Genomic DNA, 16,187 nt, shown 5'->3' on the forward strand with positions numbered 1-16,187 from the left:
TTTTAAAGTTTAGCAAAAGTCGTCACAATCCGCTGACAAACTTCTTGCAGCAGGGATTTAGGCATGGCTACATTGAGGCGGGCATGAAGACTTCCTTCATCCCCATAATCCAAACCAGGATTGAGGATAACCTTGGCTTCATTTCTCAAAAGCTCTTGTAATTTTTCATCAGTCAGGTCATAGGCTGAAAAATCAAGCCAAATCAAGTAGGTTCCTTGCGGTTTCATGACCTTGATTTTAGTCTCTTTTCCAAATAAATCCACCACATAATTGATATGGTCTTCAAAGACTTGCTTGAGTTCCTCTAACCAATCTTTACCGTATCGATAGGCAGCTTCTGTCGCCAAATAACCCAAGCCTGAAATTTCATGCTGGTTATTGGCCAACTGGCGTTTCTGGTAAGCCAGTCTCAACTTAGGATTTTCAATGACTGCATATGAATTTTTTGTTCCAGCAATATTAAAGGTTTTAGTGGCACTAGTCAAGACGATAGCAAATTCTTTAAAGTCAGGATTGATGGTATTGAAGGAATGATGCTTGTGACCAAAGAGGGCCAAATCTTGGTGAATCTCATCTGAAACCAAGAAAACACCGTGTTTTTGGCAGAGTTGGCCAATCTTCTCCAACACTTCCTTTTCCCAAACACGTCCACCAGGATTGTGAGGGTTGCAAAGAATATAAAGTTTGACATCCTCTTCTACCAAATCCTTTTCAAGTCGGTCAAAGTCAATCTCAAACAGACCATCCTTTTCCACCAAAGAATTGGTAATCAATCTACGGTTATTCAACTTGACACTGCGTGCAAAGGGTGGATAGACAGGTGTGTTAATCAAAACCGCATCGCCTTCTTTTGTAAAGGCTTGAATAGCTGTTGAGATGGCTGGTACCACACCCTCGATAAAGACAAGAGCCTCTTTGTCAAAGTGGTAATCGTGTTGTGTGGCTTCCCACTTTTGAACTTCGTGAATTAACTCTTCACTGGCATAGGTATAGCCATAAACCAGTTGATCAGCGTAAGTCTGCACGGCTTGGCGGATTTCAGGCAAGACTACAAAGTCCATATCCGCTATCCAAGCTGGTAGGACTTCACTATCTGTTTCTGCTTCTTTCCATTTATAGGTATGGTGCCCTAAACGATTGGGCAGGCTTGTAAAATCATATTTTCCCATCTTTGTCTTATCCTTCCAAGGCTTGGCGCAAATCTGCAATCAAATCTCTAGCATCCTCAATCCCAATCGACAAACGCAAGAGGTCATCTGTTAAACCATAAGAATGGCGCACTTCTGCTGGAATATCAGCATGAGTTTGCGTCGTTGGATAAGTAATGAGACTTTCTACCCCACCCAAACTTTCCGCAAAAGAGAAGACCTTAAGACTGTTCAAAATGTGAGGAATGCGTGTTTCATCAGCTACTTTAAAGGAAATCATGCCTCCACGACCAGTGTAGAGAACTTCCTTAACTGCTGGGGAATCCTTCAAAAAGGCAACCACTTCTTGGGCGTTAGCTGTTGAGCGCTCCATACGAAGAGACAAGGTCTTGAGACCACGAATCAATTGATAACTGTCAAATGGAGACAAGACTGCCCCTGTCGTATTGAGATTGTAGAAGAGTTTCTCGTATAGTTCTAAACTATTGGTCACAACCACTCCAGCCAAGACATCATTGTGTCCTGCTAGATACTTGGTTGCTGAATGAAGAACGATATCTGCTCCATCTTCAATCGGACGTTGGTAGATAGGGCTGTAGAAAGTATTGTCCACCACCACTTTGGCACCCTTAGCATGAGCCAACTTTGCTAGTTTTTCGATATCAAATTCCAACATCAAAGGGTTGGTTGGCGTTTCGATATAGAGAACATCCACATCCTTCTCCAACTCGGCAATCAACTCTTCTTCTGTATTGGCATAGGTAAAATGGAAACGGCCTTCTTGCTCCACTTGGTTGAACCAGCGGAAAGAACCACCATAAAGGTCACGGACAGCTAAGACCTTACTTCCTACTGGAAAGACGCTAAAGGCCAGTACAATTGCTGACATGCCTGAGCTAGTCGCTAGGGCATAATCTGCGGACTCAATGGCTGCCAAGACTTCTTCAGCCTTACTGCGAGTTGGGTTTTTAGTACGCGTATAGTCAAAACCAGTAGACTGACCGAACTCTGGGTGCTGATAAGTCGTTGAAAAATGAAGCGGTGTCACCAAAGCTCCTGTCGCTTCATCTGACTTAATACCCGCCTGGGCCAAAATTGTGTTGATGCGTAATTCCTTGCTCATACAATACCTCCAAATCTATAGTAACTATTGTACCACTTATTTTCATCAACTCATTTTCTTCTTTTCAAGAGCTGGTTATAGTTTTAAACTATAGACTTATACTCTTCGAAAATCAAATTCAAACCACGTCAGCGTCGCCTTACCGTACTCAAGTACAGCTTGCGGCTAGCTTCCTAGTTTGCTCTTTGATTTTCATTGAGTATTAGATAGTAAAGCTAAAAAGAATCCAGAAAATATTCCAGATTCTTTCGTGAAAATGATTGCTAGGGTTTACTTTAACCGAAAGAAATCGTGTTGGGCTAAATAGTCATAATGGTCTTTATTAAATTGATATTGGCCCACATGCTGACCAATCTGACCGACATCCACGGAAAAAATATAGACTTCATTTTGATAGTTCCAATTCAGCCTAACTGTATTCAAGGCTGGCTTATAAGTAAAATCTTGAACTTGATTCCAAGGCATCTCTACGACTTGATTAGAATGATTTTCTGTTACATCACTGATGTCCATCAAGTAGATTCCATTAGGTGTGAATGCCAGAATCTTAGGCTTCACACTCGACTGAACATAGTAAGTCCCTCCTATAATGAAGAAATCAATAAAGGATTTCAACCATGTCTTTTTCTTAAAAGCCATCAGAAAATTCTTTTGCCCTTCAATGTGGCAAATTGAGAGAAATGATTCAATCTGTTTTTCTGTTGCAAACTCCATAATAGCACCCATGATCTTACCTCCATAACGATTAGTAAATAGACAGATAAGAACTCTTCACATAAAAGAAGAACTTATCATTTGTTACATTTTATCTTACTTTTCCAGTAGACAGCATCCCTCCTATAAAATCATCCTAGCATGTGCATACTTCAGTTAACACTGGAAGAGGATTTAAAAAATAGCTTCTCACACCTTTTATTATATTCATTATAACATAAATTTAATAAACCAATTAAAAAATGTAAGCACTTTTCTTCCAAATTCACCATCATTCTATAAAAAAACGACAGCTTCTTTCGAAACCATCGTTTTTCTTGAAAAATCCTTATTTGACGTGTTTTGTCAATTCTTCTTGGGCTTTTTTATTAGATTCTTCTTTTTCTTTCAACCATTTTTCTTTGGCTTTTTCATATTCGTCTTTTGTAACTGTCTTATCTTGTAATTTGAGGTATTTATATGATTCAACCCCTTTATTACCAGCCAATGAATATGGTGTTGAGAAAGGAACGATTTTTCTCAATGTTGGTGTTCCACCAAGTGAAACATTTGGAATTGCTAGAGAGCTATCCACCAACCAAGCTTGAGCATCAGCATATTTCTCATAACGTTTAGCTGGATCTTGCTCCTTATTAGCTTCTTCCAACATTTGAGTATAGACATCCAGCCCAACAGCCTTGGCCTTGTCATTAACTTCACCTGGCTCTAAACCAAGGTTTTGCAACATACCTCCGCTATTGACACTAAAGATATCGAGGTAAGTTGAAGGATCTTGATAGTCTGGAGTCCAACCACCATTGTAAAGATCATAATCCTTCTGAGCTGCAGTTTGAGCAAGATAACCTGAACTATCATAGTCCTCTGTAGAAAGTTGATGAACATCAATCACAACATTATCTGCACCTAAGACAGATTCTATTGATTGCTTCATGGAATTGATTCCTTGAATTTCAGCCTTATTAGCCAAATCTATAGTTTTATCTAAGTGTATAGGGAATTGGACTCCTTTGGCTTGGAGTTCTTTCTTAGCTTCAGCAAATTTAGCTTTAGCTTTTTCTGGATTGTAGTATGGATCTTGAGCATCCGCAAAGTTGATTCCTTGCCATTCCTTACCGTAGTTAACCATCTTCGAGGCTACTACTTCACCAAAGTCTTTTCCGTTGATACTTACGAAGTTTGGAGGAACAACCAAGTTACGCAAAATCTTAGTTGCCCCCTCTTCTCCTTGAGATTGGGCTCCGTAAGCTGTACGGTCATAGGCAAAATTAATGGCTTGACGGAAGTTTTTATTAAGAACCGCTTCCTGAGTCGATTTCTTTTCAGCATCACTTGTCTTAGAAGTGAATTTATAAGATTTTCTATCTAGGTTAAAGTTTAAGAAGTAAGAAGTGGCATCTTGCATGCTATAAATGATATTGTCCTTATTCTTTTCTTTAATTCCTTCAAAACTTGAACTATTTGGATAAAGACGAGCGTAGCTATAAACACCTTCGGTAAAATTACGTGCTAACGCGTCTTGGTCACTACCATCAAAATAAGTCAATTTGACATCATCTACAAAGACATTTTTAGCATCCCAGTAGTTAGGATTTTTCTTGAATTCGATGACAGATTTTGAAACAAAGGATTTCATCAAGAAAGGTCCATTATACAAAATGCTAGATGGGTCTACCTTCCCAAAATCATCCCCTTTTGATTTCAAGAAATCTGCATTGACTGGGAAGAGAATGGTTGAAGTTGTTTTTGAGTTCCAATAAGATTCTGGTCGTGCCAAGGTATATTGAACGGTTTGGTCATCAAGAGCCTTGACTCCGACAGTTGAAAAGTCGCTTGTTTTACCAGTGATATAGTCATCTAAACCTGCAACGGATTCTTGCACTAAGTACAAGGCTTCTGATTTTTTATCAGCCGCATATTTCAAACCAGTGACAAAATCTTGGGCAGTTACAGGAGCATATTCATCTCCATCTGCAGTATACCATTTAGCATCTTTCCGCAGTTTGTAGGTATAGGTCAAACCGTCCTTAGAAACACTCCAATCCTCAGCCAAGGATGGGACATAGTTCCCATATTGGTCATTTTCCATGAGACCATCTACCAGGTTGGTCACAATATCAGTAGTTGTTGAACGGTTTTCTGCTAGATAGTTCAAACTAGATGGATCACTTGAATAAACATAATTGTATGTTTTTGACCCTGTGCTAGAATTTCCACAGGCACTTAACAAAATACCTGCACTTAACACGACACCTGCAAGCGTTGCATACTTGGCCTTAGACTTTTTCATCTCCAGAACCTCCTGATTTAAATATTTGTCTTATTATACATTACAGGTTTTATTTAGTCAATAGTTTTTTAAGTAAAATTTAAGAAAAATTAAATTACTATCTACAAATTATAAAAAATATAATACAAATTAATAAAAAAGAGAATAATTCAAGCATTTCATGATAGAAATGTTCAAATTATCCCTTTTATTTATAAAAAAATTATTGAGAAATTCTTAATTTTGCTCGTAAGCGATTAGCTTGGGCTTGTCCAATCACCTTATCCAATAAACGGGTACGAAGACTCAAGAATCCGTAAACTCCTCCCCCCATGGCACCGACAAGAGCTACATATAGGAAACTCCACAAACGTCCACTTGGTTGGAAGACAAATCCTAAAATCCACTGCAATGTCCCAACTACAAGAAACATGAAAAGAGTTAACAAACTGATTAAAATGGTTCGCTTCACAATAATCTTGCGCTTGACACCTGTTACCTTACAAATATCCCGATACATCAAGACATTAGGAATGATAAGACCGATAGTTGTGGAAATCAAAGGACCATAACTGTGGAAGAGAGCGATGGTTGGAAGTTGCAAGACTAGCTTGGCAATAGAACCATAGATAAAATAGAGAACAGCCTTACGGTTTCGGAACATGGCCTGAAGCATTGGTGACAAGACCATGTACAAGCCTAAAATAGTAGACTGCAAAACTGCAAAGACAAACAAACCCATAGCCAAACTATCTGGCTTGCCATAGAAAACCGTATAAAGAGGTTCTCCTACCATGACCACTCCAACTGTTGCTGGCAGTAGGAATAAGAAAAGCATGGTAATGCTGTCCTGAACTAGGCGAGAAGCTGCTTTCAAGTCTCCCTTGACATAGTTTTCAGTCAAGAGTGGCAATCCTACACTACCAATCGAAACCCCAACAGAAATCAAAATCATAGTGATTTTATTAGGGTTAGCTGAGAAATAAGAAAACATGACAACCAAGTCTTCATTACTATAATTGGTAAACCAGCTCATACTATTGATAAAGGTCATCTGGTCCAGAATCTGGAAGAGCTGGATGGCAGACCCTGTCAGGATAAAAGGAATGGCTTCCTTAATGGTATCGACTAAGAGACGCTTGCTGTTAATCTTATCTCCTGTTTCAAGGACTCTTTTTAGTAATCCTTCCTTAGCAAGGAAGTAAAGCAAAACTGCAAAACTGGCTACCATGCCGACAAAGGCAGCAAAGGTTGATTGGATTACCGCTGCTAGATAATCTCCTGAACCAATCTTCATAATGATAAAGGTAGCTAAAAGCATCCAGATAACACGAATGACCTGCTCAGCGATTTGGCTCATGGCATAAGGTTTCAGGTTATTCATCCCTTGGAAGAAACCTCGGATAACACTCATAGATGGGAAAATCAAGACCGCCCAAGCCAAGCTCTGCATGATTGGGATCAGGTCTTTCCCTACACCCGACAAGTCTGCTAGCCATGGAGCAAAGACATACAAGACTAGAGCAAAGACCAGACCTAGTCCCGTCATAAAGCCTAAAAAACTCCGAATCAGGGCAAAACTATGCTCCTCTTCTCGCATGGTATTATACTTGGCAACTTGCTTGGCCACTGCAACTGGAATCCCCGCTGTTGAAATCAGCAAGAACCAGGCATAGATATTGTAGCCCATGGTAAAGAGACCATTGGCCGTAGCCGCATAAGACCCCATCCAGATATACCAAGGGATGATATAAATGGCACCGAGTAGACGACTGATAAAGTTACTAGCCGTTAGCCAAGCAGTCCCCCGTAACATCTGGGCCTGCTGGTGATTGTTTTCGTTAGACATAGATTCCTCATTTAATTTTAATCACTAGGAAAAATTCCTCATCTTCCATTATAAACTTTTCCTTGTCACTTGTAAATTTACGACTTTCGGTTTACAATAGAAAGTATGATTAAGATTGAAACCGTATTAGATATTTTAAAGAAAGATGGTCTCTTCCGTGAGATTATCGACCAAGGACATTATCACTACAACTACAGCCATGTCATATTTGACACCATCTGCTATGACAGCCGCAAGGCTAAAGAAAAGAGCCTCTTTTTCGTTAAAGGTGCTGCCTTTAAGAAGGAATTTCTGATTTCTGCCATCTCTCAAGGCCTCGGTTGGTATGTAGCTGAAAAAGACTATGAGGTTGGTATTCCTGCTATCATCGTCAGTGATATCAAGAAAGCCATGAGTTTGGTAGCTATGGAATTTTATGGCAATCCACAGAAAAAACTCAAACTCCTTGCCTTTACTGGTACTAAGGGTAAAACAACAGCAGCCTACTTCGCCTATAACATTTTATCTCAAGGGCATCGACCGGCTATGCTCTCGACCATGAATACAACTCTAGATGGCAAGACTTTCTTTAAGTCTGCATTAACAACCCCTGAGAGTATTGACCTCTTTGATATGATGAATCAAGCTGTGCAAAATGGCCGTACTCACCTCATCATGGAAGTATCCAGTCAGGCCTATCTGGTCAAACGTGTCTATGGTCTAACCTTTGATGTGGGAGTTTTCCTCAATATCAGCCCCGACCATATCGGCCCGATTGAACACCCTAGCTTTGAAGACTACTTCTACCACAAGCGTCTCTTGATGAAAAATAGCCGAGCAGTCATCATTAATAGTGACATGGATCACTTTTCTGTCTTGAAAGAACAAGTAGAAGATCAAGACCATGATTTCTACGGCAGCCAGTCTGATAACCAAATCGAGAATTCCAAAGCCTTTAGCTTTTCAGCTACGGGTAAACTCGCTGGAGATTATGATATTCAACTCATTGGCCACTTTAACCAAGAAAATGCCGTTGCTGCTGGACTTGCTTGCCTCCGTCTCGGAGCTAGTCTTGAGGACATCAAAAAAGGAATCGCTGCAACCCGTGTTCCTGGTCGTATGGAAGTCCTCACTCAGAAAAACGGAGCCAAGGTTTTCATCGACTACGCCCACAATGGTGACAGTCTCAAAAAACTCATCAATGTTGTAGAGACTCATCAAACAGGAAAGATTGCTCTGGTGTTAGGTTCGACAGGAAATAAGGGAGAAAGTCGTCGTAAGGACTTTGGACTTCTCCTCAATCAACACCCTGAGATTCAAGTCTTTTTGACTGCTGATGACCCTAACTATGAAGACCCAATGGCCATTGCAGATGAAATTAGGAGTTACATCAATCATCCTGTTGAAAAAATTGCGGATCGCCAAGAAGCCATCAAGGCAGCTATGGCTATCACAAATCACGAATTAGATGCAGTTATTATCGCCGGTAAGGGTGCCGATTGCTACCAAATCGTCCAAGGCAAGAAAGAAGCCTATCCTGGAGATGCAGCCGTCGCAGAAAATTATTTATAAGATAGTAAAAAATCAAGGGAAATGAAACCCTTGATTTTTTCTATTTTTATTTAAAAGCGTTTTTCAAACCTTCAACGGCACCTTCTACAGCACCTTTAGCGTCTTCAACTACTTCTTTTGCCTTAGCAACTGTCTTTTCTACAGCACCTTCTGCTTCAGTCTTGCCATCCCCAGTAACTTTACCAAATCCTTCTTTGATAGCGCCTGTTGCTTGTTCCAATTTGTTTTCAAGTGACATATGATTGTCTCCTTTAATTTTATTCCGATATGTGTTACCGGTTACATATAGTTTATACCGAATACTAAGGAAAGTCAAACAATGTGCTCAGAAAAAAATCAGGCCAAGTAGAAAGTTAATCTTTCCTTATCAAAATCGACGGCCAACTCATACTTTCCATCTTCATTTTGAATAATATAACCTAGGACAACTAAACTGTCCACAAAGATATCACGGCGTTTCTGCATGAGCTGGTCTTTTTTGAGAAATTTTAGCAAAAAAGTTGTCATGTATTTGAGAGCATACTCAGAATTAACATCTCCCAAAATGTCGTAAAGTTCCTGCTGTTTTTCTGTCAAAGGATACTGATGTTTGACCTTGTAGAAATAATTGGAAAGGGTCATTTTTGATCTCGCAAAGTCTGTCTTTTCAACTAAAATAGCAGCATTGGTTTGATTTCGTAATTCCGTCTCAAAACGCTGCTCTAACAAGGCTTGATAGGCCGTACTATCTTCGCTGACAAAAATCTCTTGATCCAGTTCTAGACTATCGAGTGATTCAAGCATAGGAAGATTAAGGTAATAACGCTTATTTTCCCGTAGAATCAAGCCAGCCTTTATATACTCTTCCATGAGTTTATCGACTGCCACATCTGGAAATTGAGCCTTAATTTCTCTCAAAATAACATCATCATGCTGGTCCAAATAGCGGATCAATTCTCTAAAAAATGGCTGTCTCGTCAAACGAGATGGATTAAAAATCTGAATCATGAAGATTCCTTTCTTTACTTTCTAACAGAGGCGATGCTGCCAACTGACTAGGATTGGTCCCCGGCTGGTTCAAAGGAACAGGCAGATCTAGTTCTCTGTAATACTCCCTCCAAAAATCACTAATCACCTGCTCCCCATCCCCAAATTTCATGGGAATGGTTTCAAAAATGGGGAGAATTTCTGCCATGTACTGGGAACAGTAAAAACCTTCTCCATCTGGATAGAAAGAATCATTGTAGGGTGCTCCTAGATGTTTGCAAGCTTTTTCCTTCACAGACTGGATATCCATTTCTGGGTAAACATAGAGGTCGTACAAGTGATTGGACTCAAAGAAGTCTGCCGGTTCTTGACAGACAACACCCGCCTGTCCACTAGCGTGGTAAATCATCCCATCCAAACAAATCGCAACATGGTTATAGTTGCCTGTGGAAGTCTGGATGGCATGTCCCATATCTGACTCATCTCTCACAAAAATCAAATCGCCATTTTCTAACATGCTTCACTCCTAGAAAAAAAGGAGCCGAAACTCCTTTCGATATAAGGCAAACTAGCCTTTCCTAATTTGAATTAACACTCAAAATCTTAAGCATTGAAGCTTTCAGTCAATTGAGGTACCACTTGTTTCTTACGTGAAACGGCACCAGCAAGGAAGGCATGATTGTTTTCAAGTTTGAAGTTGAAGGCTGCTTCAACCTTGTCCATATTGGCACCAAGTGCTAGGATTTCTGAGTTTGAGTTGACGATATCTGTAATCATCAAGACAAAGTCAGAGTAGCCGTTTGCTGCGTTAGCAGCTTGCATTGCAGCTTCAATTTCTGCTTGGCGTTCCAATACTTCAGCGATGTCAACTGTGTTTACTTGAGCAACACGGACATTATTTCCGTTCAATTCAAAAGTTTTAGCATCGATGTCAATCAATTCGTCAGCAGATTTGCTAGCCAAGTTTGTACCAGCTTTCAACATAGCCAAACCATACTCTTCCAAGTTGACACCAGCCAATTCAGCCAATTCTGGAGCGATGACTGTATCTGTTGGGTGTGTTGTTGGTGATTTCAAAAGAAGAGTATCTGAAATCAAACCTGAAAGCATCAAACCAGCAATCTCTTTAGGTACAGCTACACCATGTTCTTTGAACATACGGTAAACGATTGAAGACGCTGAACCAACTGGCTCCAAACGCATGTAGAGTGGGCTTGCAGTTTCAAAGTTAGCCACACGGTGGTGATCCACAACACCATAAACTTCTACTTCAGCGATATCTGATACAGATTGTTGGAATTCATTGTGGTCAGTCAGGATAACTTGCTCTGCACCTTCTGCTTTAGCAGAAGTGATGACACGCGGTGCTTCTACACCAAAATAGTTCAAGACAAAGGCTGTTTCTTCATTTGGAGTTCCAAGGGCAACAGCTTCCGTATCCAAACCGTAAGCTTCTTTTGCAAGGTAGGCAAAGGCTACAGATGACCCGATGGCATCTGAGTCTGGATTTTGGTGACCAAATACTAGAATCTTAGACATGATAATACCTCATTTTGTTTATTCTCTTTATTGTAGCATTTTTTTCGCTTTTTGACAAAAGTAAGAGGAGTCAAAGGGCTCCTCACGATTCTTCAAAATAACTGATACTCTTCGAAAATCTCTTCAAACCACGTCAGCTTCGCCTTGCCGTACTCAAGTACTGTCTACGGCTAGCTTCCTAGTTTGCTCCTTGATTTTCATTGAGTATGAGTAAATTTCTATCTTGATTTTCAGATAAAAATCTTTCCTTCTGTGGCCTCTTCTTAAGCTTGAGAAGGGCTTCTGCTGACATGGCTTCTTCCTTACTGGCAAAACCTTGAGCATAGATAAGTTTGACTGGCAAGCGTGCTCGTGTATATTTGGCTCCCTTCCCACTATTGTGGACAGCGAGGCGTCTTCTCACATCAGTCGTATAGCCTGTATAGTAGGATCCGTCACGACACTCCAGCACGTACATATAAGCCTTATGATCCATAATAAATCTCTTCGAGTTCCAGCGTATAAGAGCCATCATCATTGTGCACAATGAGAGGTGGTAAGACCTTAAAGCCACTTTTCGAGCCATCCTTGATAGCCTCAATCAAAAGCATATTGGCTTCCTTTTCTCTTTTTGGATAAACAAACTGCAGGCGCTTAGGAGCTAGATTATGCCGTTGTAAGCTGTCCAAGATATCTAAAAGTCGATCAGGACGATGAACCATGGCCAAACGCCCATTAGACTTGAGAATACTCTGGGCACTACGACAGATTTCCTGCAAATTGGTCGTGATTTCATGTCGCGCCAAGAGATAATGTTCGCTCTCGTTCAAGTTTGAATGAGGATCCACCTTGAAATAGGGTGGATTACACAAAATCATATCCACCTTACTTCCCTGGATGTAAGTAGGCATATTTTTCAAATCATCACAGATGACCTCCATCTGCTCTTCTAAACCATTCAAACGGACAGAGCGTTCAGCCATATCCGCCAAACGCTCCTGAATCTCAACAGCCAAAATCTGTGCCTGAGTCCGAGTGCTAGCAAATAGCCCCACCGCTCCATTTCCAGCGCAAAAATCCACTATCAAGCCCTTTTTAGGAAAACGTGGAAAACGTGACAAGAGAACACTATCCACCGAATAGCTAAAAACCTCTCTATTTTGAATGATTTTGATATCTGTCGAAAAGAGCTGGTTAATACGCTCTCCTGATTTTAATAATTGTTCTTCTTCCATGGTCCTATTATAGCAAATTTATATTAACATTACAAAGAATATAGATTTCTAACTAATTCTTCTACTTCTTCAAATGTTGAAGGGCTTCCTTGGTCCAAATTGGCATCATTCTTTTGAGAGGCGCAAAGCCGTAGTTAAAGCGGTCGCTTGAAAAGCGTCTCCGTCTAGGAAACTGGTGCTTTTCCTCCTCCAAAGTGCGGATAGAAAGACTAGCTTTCCCTGTAAATTCATCTAAATCCACTACTTGAACTTGAACTTCTTCATCCACTTTCAAGGCTTCTTGTATATTTTCAATAAAGCCTGTCCGAATCTCTGAAATGTGAATCAGCCCCGTATCACCCGTTTCTAGCTCAACAAAGGCACCGTAAGGCTGAATCCCTGTAATACGCCCCTTTAGCTTATCACCGATTTTCATCTTAGTCCTCGATTTCAATTGTTTCAATCACGACATCTTCAACCGGCTTGTCCATGGCCCCTGTCTCAACAGCAGCAATAGTATCCAAGGCAGCATAAGAAGCTTCATCAGCTAGCTGACCAAAAACAGTATGACGGCGGTCTAGGTGAGGGGTTCCACCTTGGTTGGCATAGATTTCCGCAATCGGTTCTGGCCAACCACCACGAGCAATTTCTTTCTTAGAATAAGGCAGATGTTGATTTTGCACGATAAAGAACTGGCTACCGTTGGTATTTGGACCAGCATTGGCCATGGAAAGGGCACCACGGATATTGTAAAGTTCTTCTGAGAACTCATCCTCAAATGATTCACCGTAGATTGACTCGCCACCCATACCAGTTCCAGTTGGGTCTCCACCTTGAATCATAAAGTCCTTGATAATACGATGGAAAATGACACCATCATAGTAACCATCTTTTGAAAGAGCTACAAAGTTAGCCACTGTTTTAGGAGCATGTTCAGGGAAGAGCTTAATACGCAAGTCTCCGTGATTGGTCTTAATAGTCGCGATAGGACCTTCTACTGTTTCAATGTCTACTTGTGGGAAATGCAATTCTTTTTCTACCATACCAAATCCTTCTAGGGCATCAAAAATGCCATCTTCTTCTAGTGTTTTTGTTTTATAATCTGCTTTTTCTTTGATCTTATCATGAGAAATTCCCATTGCAACGCTGATTCCAGCATAATCAAAGAGTTCCAAGTCATTGAGCCCATCTCCAAAGACCATGACGTTCTCTGGTTTCAAGCCAAGATGTTCCACAACCTTTTCCACACCCGTCGCTTTGGAGCCTGAAATCGGCACAATATCAGACGAATGTTGATGCCAACGAACCATGCGAAGTTTATCAGAGAGACTGTCAGGCAAGTGCAAGTCATCTCCTTTATCTTCAAAAGTCCACATCTGATAGATATCTTCTTTTTCATGAAAATCAGGATCTACATCTAAATCTGGATAAATTGGATTGATAGCCTCACTAATCATATTGGTGCGAGTCGACAACTTGGCATCATGACTCCCAACCAAACCATACTCAATTCCCTCTTGCTTGGCCCAAGAGATATACTCCTCAACATCTGACTTCTCAATCTTATGTTGATAAATAACCTGACCTTTTTTATCTTCGATATAGGCTCCATTTAAGGTCACAAAAAAGTCAGGCTTGAGCTCACGAATCTCCGGAACGACACCAAAAATCCCTCGTCCAGAAGCAATACCTGTCAAAATTCCTTTCTCACGTAATTGCTTAAAAACAGTTGGGATTGAAGCTGGAATAAAACCTGTCTTTGAATTCCGCAAGGTATCATCAATATCAAAAAAGACAATCTTGATCTTCTTTGCCTTGTATCTTAATTTGGCATCCATCTCACTACCTCTTTCAATCTAACTCTTTCCATTATACCATAAAGTAGAGAAATCCCACATCCCCAATAAAATCCTTGTCTCTTATCCGAATTCCTTTACTAAATACAAAACCAAATCATCATTATTTTGGCTAGTTGCATTCATTTCCAAGGGTTGATTTCGATACCAGACACCTGTCCCATCTGGAATATAGCCTCGTTTGATATACAATCTCTGGGCAGGACCATACCCCAAGTGCAAACCTACACCAAGAGTGATCTTACTCGAAACAAACTTGACTCGTTTTTCTGCTTCTTCTAGCAATTGATTCCCAATCCCTTGATTTCGAAAAGGCTCAAACACATTAAAATCTGATAATTCTGGATAGACTTCTGCAAAAGGACCATGTTTAGCAGAGGGCAAAATGGTAACGTAGCCCGCTACAGCACCATCAATCTCTGCAACTAAGACTTCTCTCTCCCCACTTTCCTGTTCCAGAAAATATCTAGCCAAAATTTCCTCTCTACCAGGCCAACCTTGATTCATAAATCCATGAGATAAGGATTTAATATCAGACTTAATCATATTTCTAATCGTACAATTCATCTTTGACTTACCCACCTTTACTCTTTCTATTACCATTATAGCACGCCAAGGTCAGAAAAAAACTATCTCGTGAAAAAAAGACTCAACCGGGTCTTAATTCACTTTCTTGTTTTCAAGCTCATGAAAAAGAGGTCCACTGGACCCCAACTTGCTCTCTCAAGGCTCGTGAAAAAAAGACCCAACCGGGTCTTAATTCGCTTTCTTGTTTTCTAGCTCATGAAAAAGAGGTCCACTGGACCCCTTTTTTTAATCTTCGTTTACGAAAGGCATCAAAGCCATTACGCGAGCGCGTTTGATAGCTGTTGTTACTTTACGTTGGTTTTTAGCTGAAGTTCCTGTTACACGACGAGGAAGGATTTTCCCACGTTCTGAAACGAAACGGCTAAGAAGCTCAGTATCTTTGTAATCAACATATTCAATTTTGTTTGCTGCGATGTAATCAACTTTTTTACGGCGTTTGAATCCGCCACGACGTTGTTGAGCCATGTTTTTTCTCCTTTATAATTTTAGTTGTCCATTAGAATGGTAAATCATCATCTGAAATATCCAATGGATTTGTTGCTCCAAATGGATTTTCATCACGTGAAAAGTCTGGTACTGAATTTGTAGGTGCTGAATAGTTTGAACTTGGTGCAGAATAAGCTCCACCTGTGTGACCCTCACGCACACTACGGCTTTCCAACATTTGGAAATTCTCAGCCACGACCTCTGTCACGTAGACACGTTGTCCTTGCTGGTTATCGTAACTACGAGTCTGGATACGACCTGTCACCCCGATAAGTGAGCCTTTTTTAGCCCAGTTAGCAAGGTTTTCAGCCTGTTGGCGCCACATAACGACATTGATAAAATCAGCCTCACGTTCGCCATTTTGACTCTTAAATGTACGGTTTACTGCAAGAGTAAAAGTCGCAACTGCTACATTTGATGGGGTATAACGCAACTCAGCGTCACGTGTCATACGCCCTACAAGTACAACATTGTTAATCATAGTTTACCTTCTTACGCGTCAGTTTTGACGATCATGTGACGAAGAATGTCAGCGTTGATTTTTGAAAGACGGTCAAACTCTTTAAGAGCTACATCGTCGTTTGCTTCAACGTTAACGATGTGGTAAAGTCCTTCACGGAAATCTTGGATTTCGTATGCAAGACGACGTTTTTCCCAAGTTTTTGATTCAACAACAGTTGCACCGTTGTCAGTCAAAATAGAGTCAAAACGTGCTACCAAAGCGTTTTTAGCTTCTTCTTCAATGTTTGGACGAATGATATAAAGAATTTCGTATTTAGCCATTGATATGTTCCTCCTTTTGGTCTAATGACCCCAAGACTTTGCAAGGGGTAAGTGAGGTTCGCTCACAATAAACTATTATACTAGAAAATATTTTTTTACGCAAGTAAAAACACCGAAATAAAAAA

Annotated in this window: 18 protein-coding genes; 1 reads left to right on the plus strand and 17 read right to left on the minus strand. The window is 40.4% G+C overall.

The genetic code is table 11. From position 1 onward, the window contains the following. Positions 1 to 2: 2 nt before the first annotated feature. The 5 genes from ACLNCV_RS03190 to ACLNCV_RS03210 form a co-directional block, all read right to left on the minus strand. Entirely contained in the window at positions 3 to 1,169 is a 1,167-nt protein-coding gene (locus tag ACLNCV_RS03190; RefSeq protein ID WP_084926700.1) for a MalY/PatB family protein, read from the minus strand. Between the two features lie 7 nt (positions 1,170 to 1,176). Next, positions 1,177 to 2,271 (minus strand): cystathionine gamma-synthase, encoded by a 1,095-nt coding sequence (locus ACLNCV_RS03195; RefSeq protein ID WP_045612046.1) that lies wholly within the window; start codon positions 2,269 to 2,271, stop codon positions 1,177 to 1,179. A 270-nt stretch (positions 2,272 to 2,541) separates the two neighbouring features. Continuing rightward, complete coding sequence (locus ACLNCV_RS03200) at positions 2,542 to 2,997, minus strand: hypothetical protein (RefSeq protein ID WP_045612047.1); 456 nt, start codon at positions 2,995 to 2,997, stop codon at positions 2,542 to 2,544. Positions 2,998 to 3,313: 316 nt separating this feature from the next. After that, positions 3,314 to 5,272: a peptide ABC transporter substrate-binding protein gene (locus ACLNCV_RS03205; RefSeq protein ID WP_261052002.1), complete on the minus strand. Its 1,959-nt coding sequence runs from the start codon at positions 5,270 to 5,272 to the stop codon at positions 3,314 to 3,316. A gap of 202 nt (positions 5,273 to 5,474) precedes the next feature. Further along, the gene (locus tag ACLNCV_RS03210; RefSeq protein ID WP_424844854.1) at positions 5,475 to 7,100 is read right to left on the minus strand and encodes a putative polysaccharide biosynthesis protein; all 1,626 of its coding nucleotides are present in this window, start codon (positions 7,098 to 7,100) and stop codon (positions 5,475 to 5,477) included. Positions 7,101 to 7,205: 105 nt separating this feature from the next. Between ACLNCV_RS03210 and ACLNCV_RS03215 the strand changes: the two genes are divergently transcribed. Beyond that, positions 7,206 to 8,651 (plus strand): UDP-N-acetylmuramoyl-L-alanyl-D-glutamate--L-lysine ligase, encoded by a 1,446-nt coding sequence (locus tag ACLNCV_RS03215; RefSeq protein WP_261188581.1) that lies wholly within the window; start codon positions 7,206 to 7,208, stop codon positions 8,649 to 8,651. Between the two features lie 46 nt (positions 8,652 to 8,697). On the opposite strand, the gene ACLNCV_RS03220 is transcribed toward ACLNCV_RS03215, so the two are convergent. The 12 genes from ACLNCV_RS03220 to rpsF form a co-directional block, all read right to left on the minus strand. Next, complete coding sequence (locus ACLNCV_RS03220) at positions 8,698 to 8,889, minus strand: CsbD family protein (protein ID WP_000051182.1); 192 nt, start codon at positions 8,887 to 8,889, stop codon at positions 8,698 to 8,700. A gap of 98 nt (positions 8,890 to 8,987) precedes the next feature. Continuing rightward, positions 8,988 to 9,638 (minus strand): DUF1803 domain-containing protein, encoded by a 651-nt coding sequence (locus ACLNCV_RS03225; protein ID WP_261241015.1) that lies wholly within the window; start codon positions 9,636 to 9,638, stop codon positions 8,988 to 8,990. After that, positions 9,622 to 10,134: a YiiX/YebB-like N1pC/P60 family cysteine hydrolase gene (locus ACLNCV_RS03230; protein WP_153209965.1), complete on the minus strand. Its 513-nt coding sequence runs from the start codon at positions 10,132 to 10,134 to the stop codon at positions 9,622 to 9,624. The genes ACLNCV_RS03225 and ACLNCV_RS03230 overlap by 17 nt, the downstream gene beginning before the upstream one ends. Before the next feature lie 86 nt (positions 10,135 to 10,220). Then, positions 10,221 to 11,156 carry a manganese-dependent inorganic pyrophosphatase gene (locus ACLNCV_RS03235; protein WP_049488515.1) on the minus strand — a complete coding sequence of 312 codons (936 nt, stop codon included), beginning with the start codon at positions 11,154 to 11,156 and terminating at the stop codon, positions 10,221 to 10,223. Between the two features lie 178 nt (positions 11,157 to 11,334). Beyond that, entirely contained in the window at positions 11,335 to 11,631 is a 297-nt protein-coding gene (locus tag ACLNCV_RS03240; protein ID WP_033685375.1) for a GIY-YIG nuclease family protein, read from the minus strand. Beyond that, positions 11,621 to 12,370, minus strand: coding sequence for a tRNA1(Val) (adenine(37)-N6)-methyltransferase (locus tag ACLNCV_RS03245; protein ID WP_261022980.1), 750 nt, complete (start codon positions 12,368 to 12,370; stop codon positions 11,621 to 11,623). The genes ACLNCV_RS03240 and ACLNCV_RS03245 overlap by 11 nt, the downstream gene beginning before the upstream one ends. 61 nt (positions 12,371 to 12,431) lie before the next feature. Then, positions 12,432 to 12,785, minus strand: coding sequence for a S1 RNA-binding domain-containing protein (locus tag ACLNCV_RS03250; protein WP_261125909.1), 354 nt, complete (start codon positions 12,783 to 12,785; stop codon positions 12,432 to 12,434). Between the two features lies 1 nt (position 12,786). After that, positions 12,787 to 14,187, minus strand: coding sequence for a bifunctional Cof-type HAD-IIB family hydrolase/peptidylprolyl isomerase (locus ACLNCV_RS03255; protein WP_424844855.1), 1,401 nt, complete (start codon positions 14,185 to 14,187; stop codon positions 12,787 to 12,789). An 81-nt stretch (positions 14,188 to 14,268) separates the two neighbouring features. Further along, positions 14,269 to 14,772 carry a GNAT family N-acetyltransferase gene (locus tag ACLNCV_RS03260; RefSeq protein WP_153199465.1) on the minus strand — a complete coding sequence of 168 codons (504 nt, stop codon included), beginning with the start codon at positions 14,770 to 14,772 and terminating at the stop codon, positions 14,269 to 14,271. Between the two features lie 246 nt (positions 14,773 to 15,018). Next, positions 15,019 to 15,258 carry a 30S ribosomal protein S18 gene (gene rpsR, locus ACLNCV_RS03265; RefSeq protein ID WP_000068664.1) on the minus strand — a complete coding sequence of 80 codons (240 nt, stop codon included), beginning with the start codon at positions 15,256 to 15,258 and terminating at the stop codon, positions 15,019 to 15,021. Positions 15,259 to 15,289: 31 nt separating this feature from the next. Beyond that, a complete protein-coding gene (gene ssbA, locus ACLNCV_RS03270) occupies positions 15,290 to 15,760 on the minus strand; it encodes a single-stranded DNA-binding protein SsbA (RefSeq protein WP_000609602.1) in 471 nt (156 codons plus the stop codon). 11 nt (positions 15,761 to 15,771) lie between these two features. Beyond that, positions 15,772 to 16,062 carry a 30S ribosomal protein S6 gene (gene rpsF, locus ACLNCV_RS03275; RefSeq protein ID WP_075232201.1) on the minus strand — a complete coding sequence of 97 codons (291 nt, stop codon included), beginning with the start codon at positions 16,060 to 16,062 and terminating at the stop codon, positions 15,772 to 15,774. Positions 16,063 to 16,187: the final 125 nt, after the last annotated feature.

It is taken from the genome of Streptococcus sp. CL5.50 (assembly GCF_049738015.1).
Lineage (GTDB): Bacteria > Bacillota > Bacilli > Lactobacillales > Streptococcaceae > Streptococcus > Streptococcus mitis_CA.

What these genes read in the sequence shown, in the direction of transcription:
- ACLNCV_RS03190 (WP_084926700.1), bottom strand. Translation starts at nt 1,169, where the DNA reads ATGGGAAAATATGATTTTACAAGCCTGCCCAATCGTTTAGGGCACCAT.
- ACLNCV_RS03195 (WP_045612046.1), bottom strand. Translation starts at nt 2,271, where the DNA reads ATGAGCAAGGAATTACGCATCAACACAATTTTGGCCCAGGCGGGTATT.
- ACLNCV_RS03200 (WP_045612047.1), bottom strand. Translation starts at nt 2,997, where the DNA reads ATGGGTGCTATTATGGAGTTTGCAACAGAAAAACAGATTGAATCATTT.
- ACLNCV_RS03205 (WP_261052002.1), bottom strand. Translation starts at nt 5,272, where the DNA reads ATGAAAAAGTCTAAGGCCAAGTATGCAACGCTTGCAGGTGTCGTGTTA.
- ACLNCV_RS03210 (WP_424844854.1), bottom strand. Translation starts at nt 7,100, where the DNA reads ATGTCTAACGAAAACAATCACCAGCAGGCCCAGATGTTACGGGGGACT.
- ACLNCV_RS03215 (WP_261188581.1), top strand. Translation starts at nt 7,206, where the DNA reads ATGATTAAGATTGAAACCGTATTAGATATTTTAAAGAAAGATGGTCTC.
- ACLNCV_RS03220 (WP_000051182.1), bottom strand. Translation starts at nt 8,889, where the DNA reads ATGTCACTTGAAAACAAATTGGAACAAGCAACAGGCGCTATCAAAGAA.
- ACLNCV_RS03225 (WP_261241015.1), bottom strand. Translation starts at nt 9,638, where the DNA reads ATGATTCAGATTTTTAATCCATCTCGTTTGACGAGACAGCCATTTTTT.
- ACLNCV_RS03230 (WP_153209965.1), bottom strand. Translation starts at nt 10,134, where the DNA reads ATGTTAGAAAATGGCGATTTGATTTTTGTGAGAGATGAGTCAGATATG.
- ACLNCV_RS03235 (WP_049488515.1), bottom strand. Translation starts at nt 11,156, where the DNA reads ATGTCTAAGATTCTAGTATTTGGTCACCAAAATCCAGACTCAGATGCC.
- ACLNCV_RS03240 (WP_033685375.1), bottom strand. Translation starts at nt 11,631, where the DNA reads ATGGATCATAAGGCTTATATGTACGTGCTGGAGTGTCGTGACGGATCC.
- ACLNCV_RS03245 (WP_261022980.1), bottom strand. Translation starts at nt 12,370, where the DNA reads ATGGAAGAAGAACAATTATTAAAATCAGGAGAGCGTATTAACCAGCTC.
- ACLNCV_RS03250 (WP_261125909.1), bottom strand. Translation starts at nt 12,785, where the DNA reads ATGAAAATCGGTGATAAGCTAAAGGGGCGTATTACAGGGATTCAGCCT.
- ACLNCV_RS03255 (WP_424844855.1), bottom strand. Translation starts at nt 14,187, where the DNA reads ATGGATGCCAAATTAAGATACAAGGCAAAGAAGATCAAGATTGTCTTT.
- ACLNCV_RS03260 (WP_153199465.1), bottom strand. Translation starts at nt 14,772, where the DNA reads ATGAATTGTACGATTAGAAATATGATTAAGTCTGATATTAAATCCTTA.
- rpsR (WP_000068664.1), bottom strand. Translation starts at nt 15,258, where the DNA reads ATGGCTCAACAACGTCGTGGCGGATTCAAACGCCGTAAAAAAGTTGAT.
- ssbA (WP_000609602.1), bottom strand. Translation starts at nt 15,760, where the DNA reads ATGATTAACAATGTTGTACTTGTAGGGCGTATGACACGTGACGCTGAG.
- rpsF (WP_075232201.1), bottom strand. Translation starts at nt 16,062, where the DNA reads ATGGCTAAATACGAAATTCTTTATATCATTCGTCCAAACATTGAAGAA.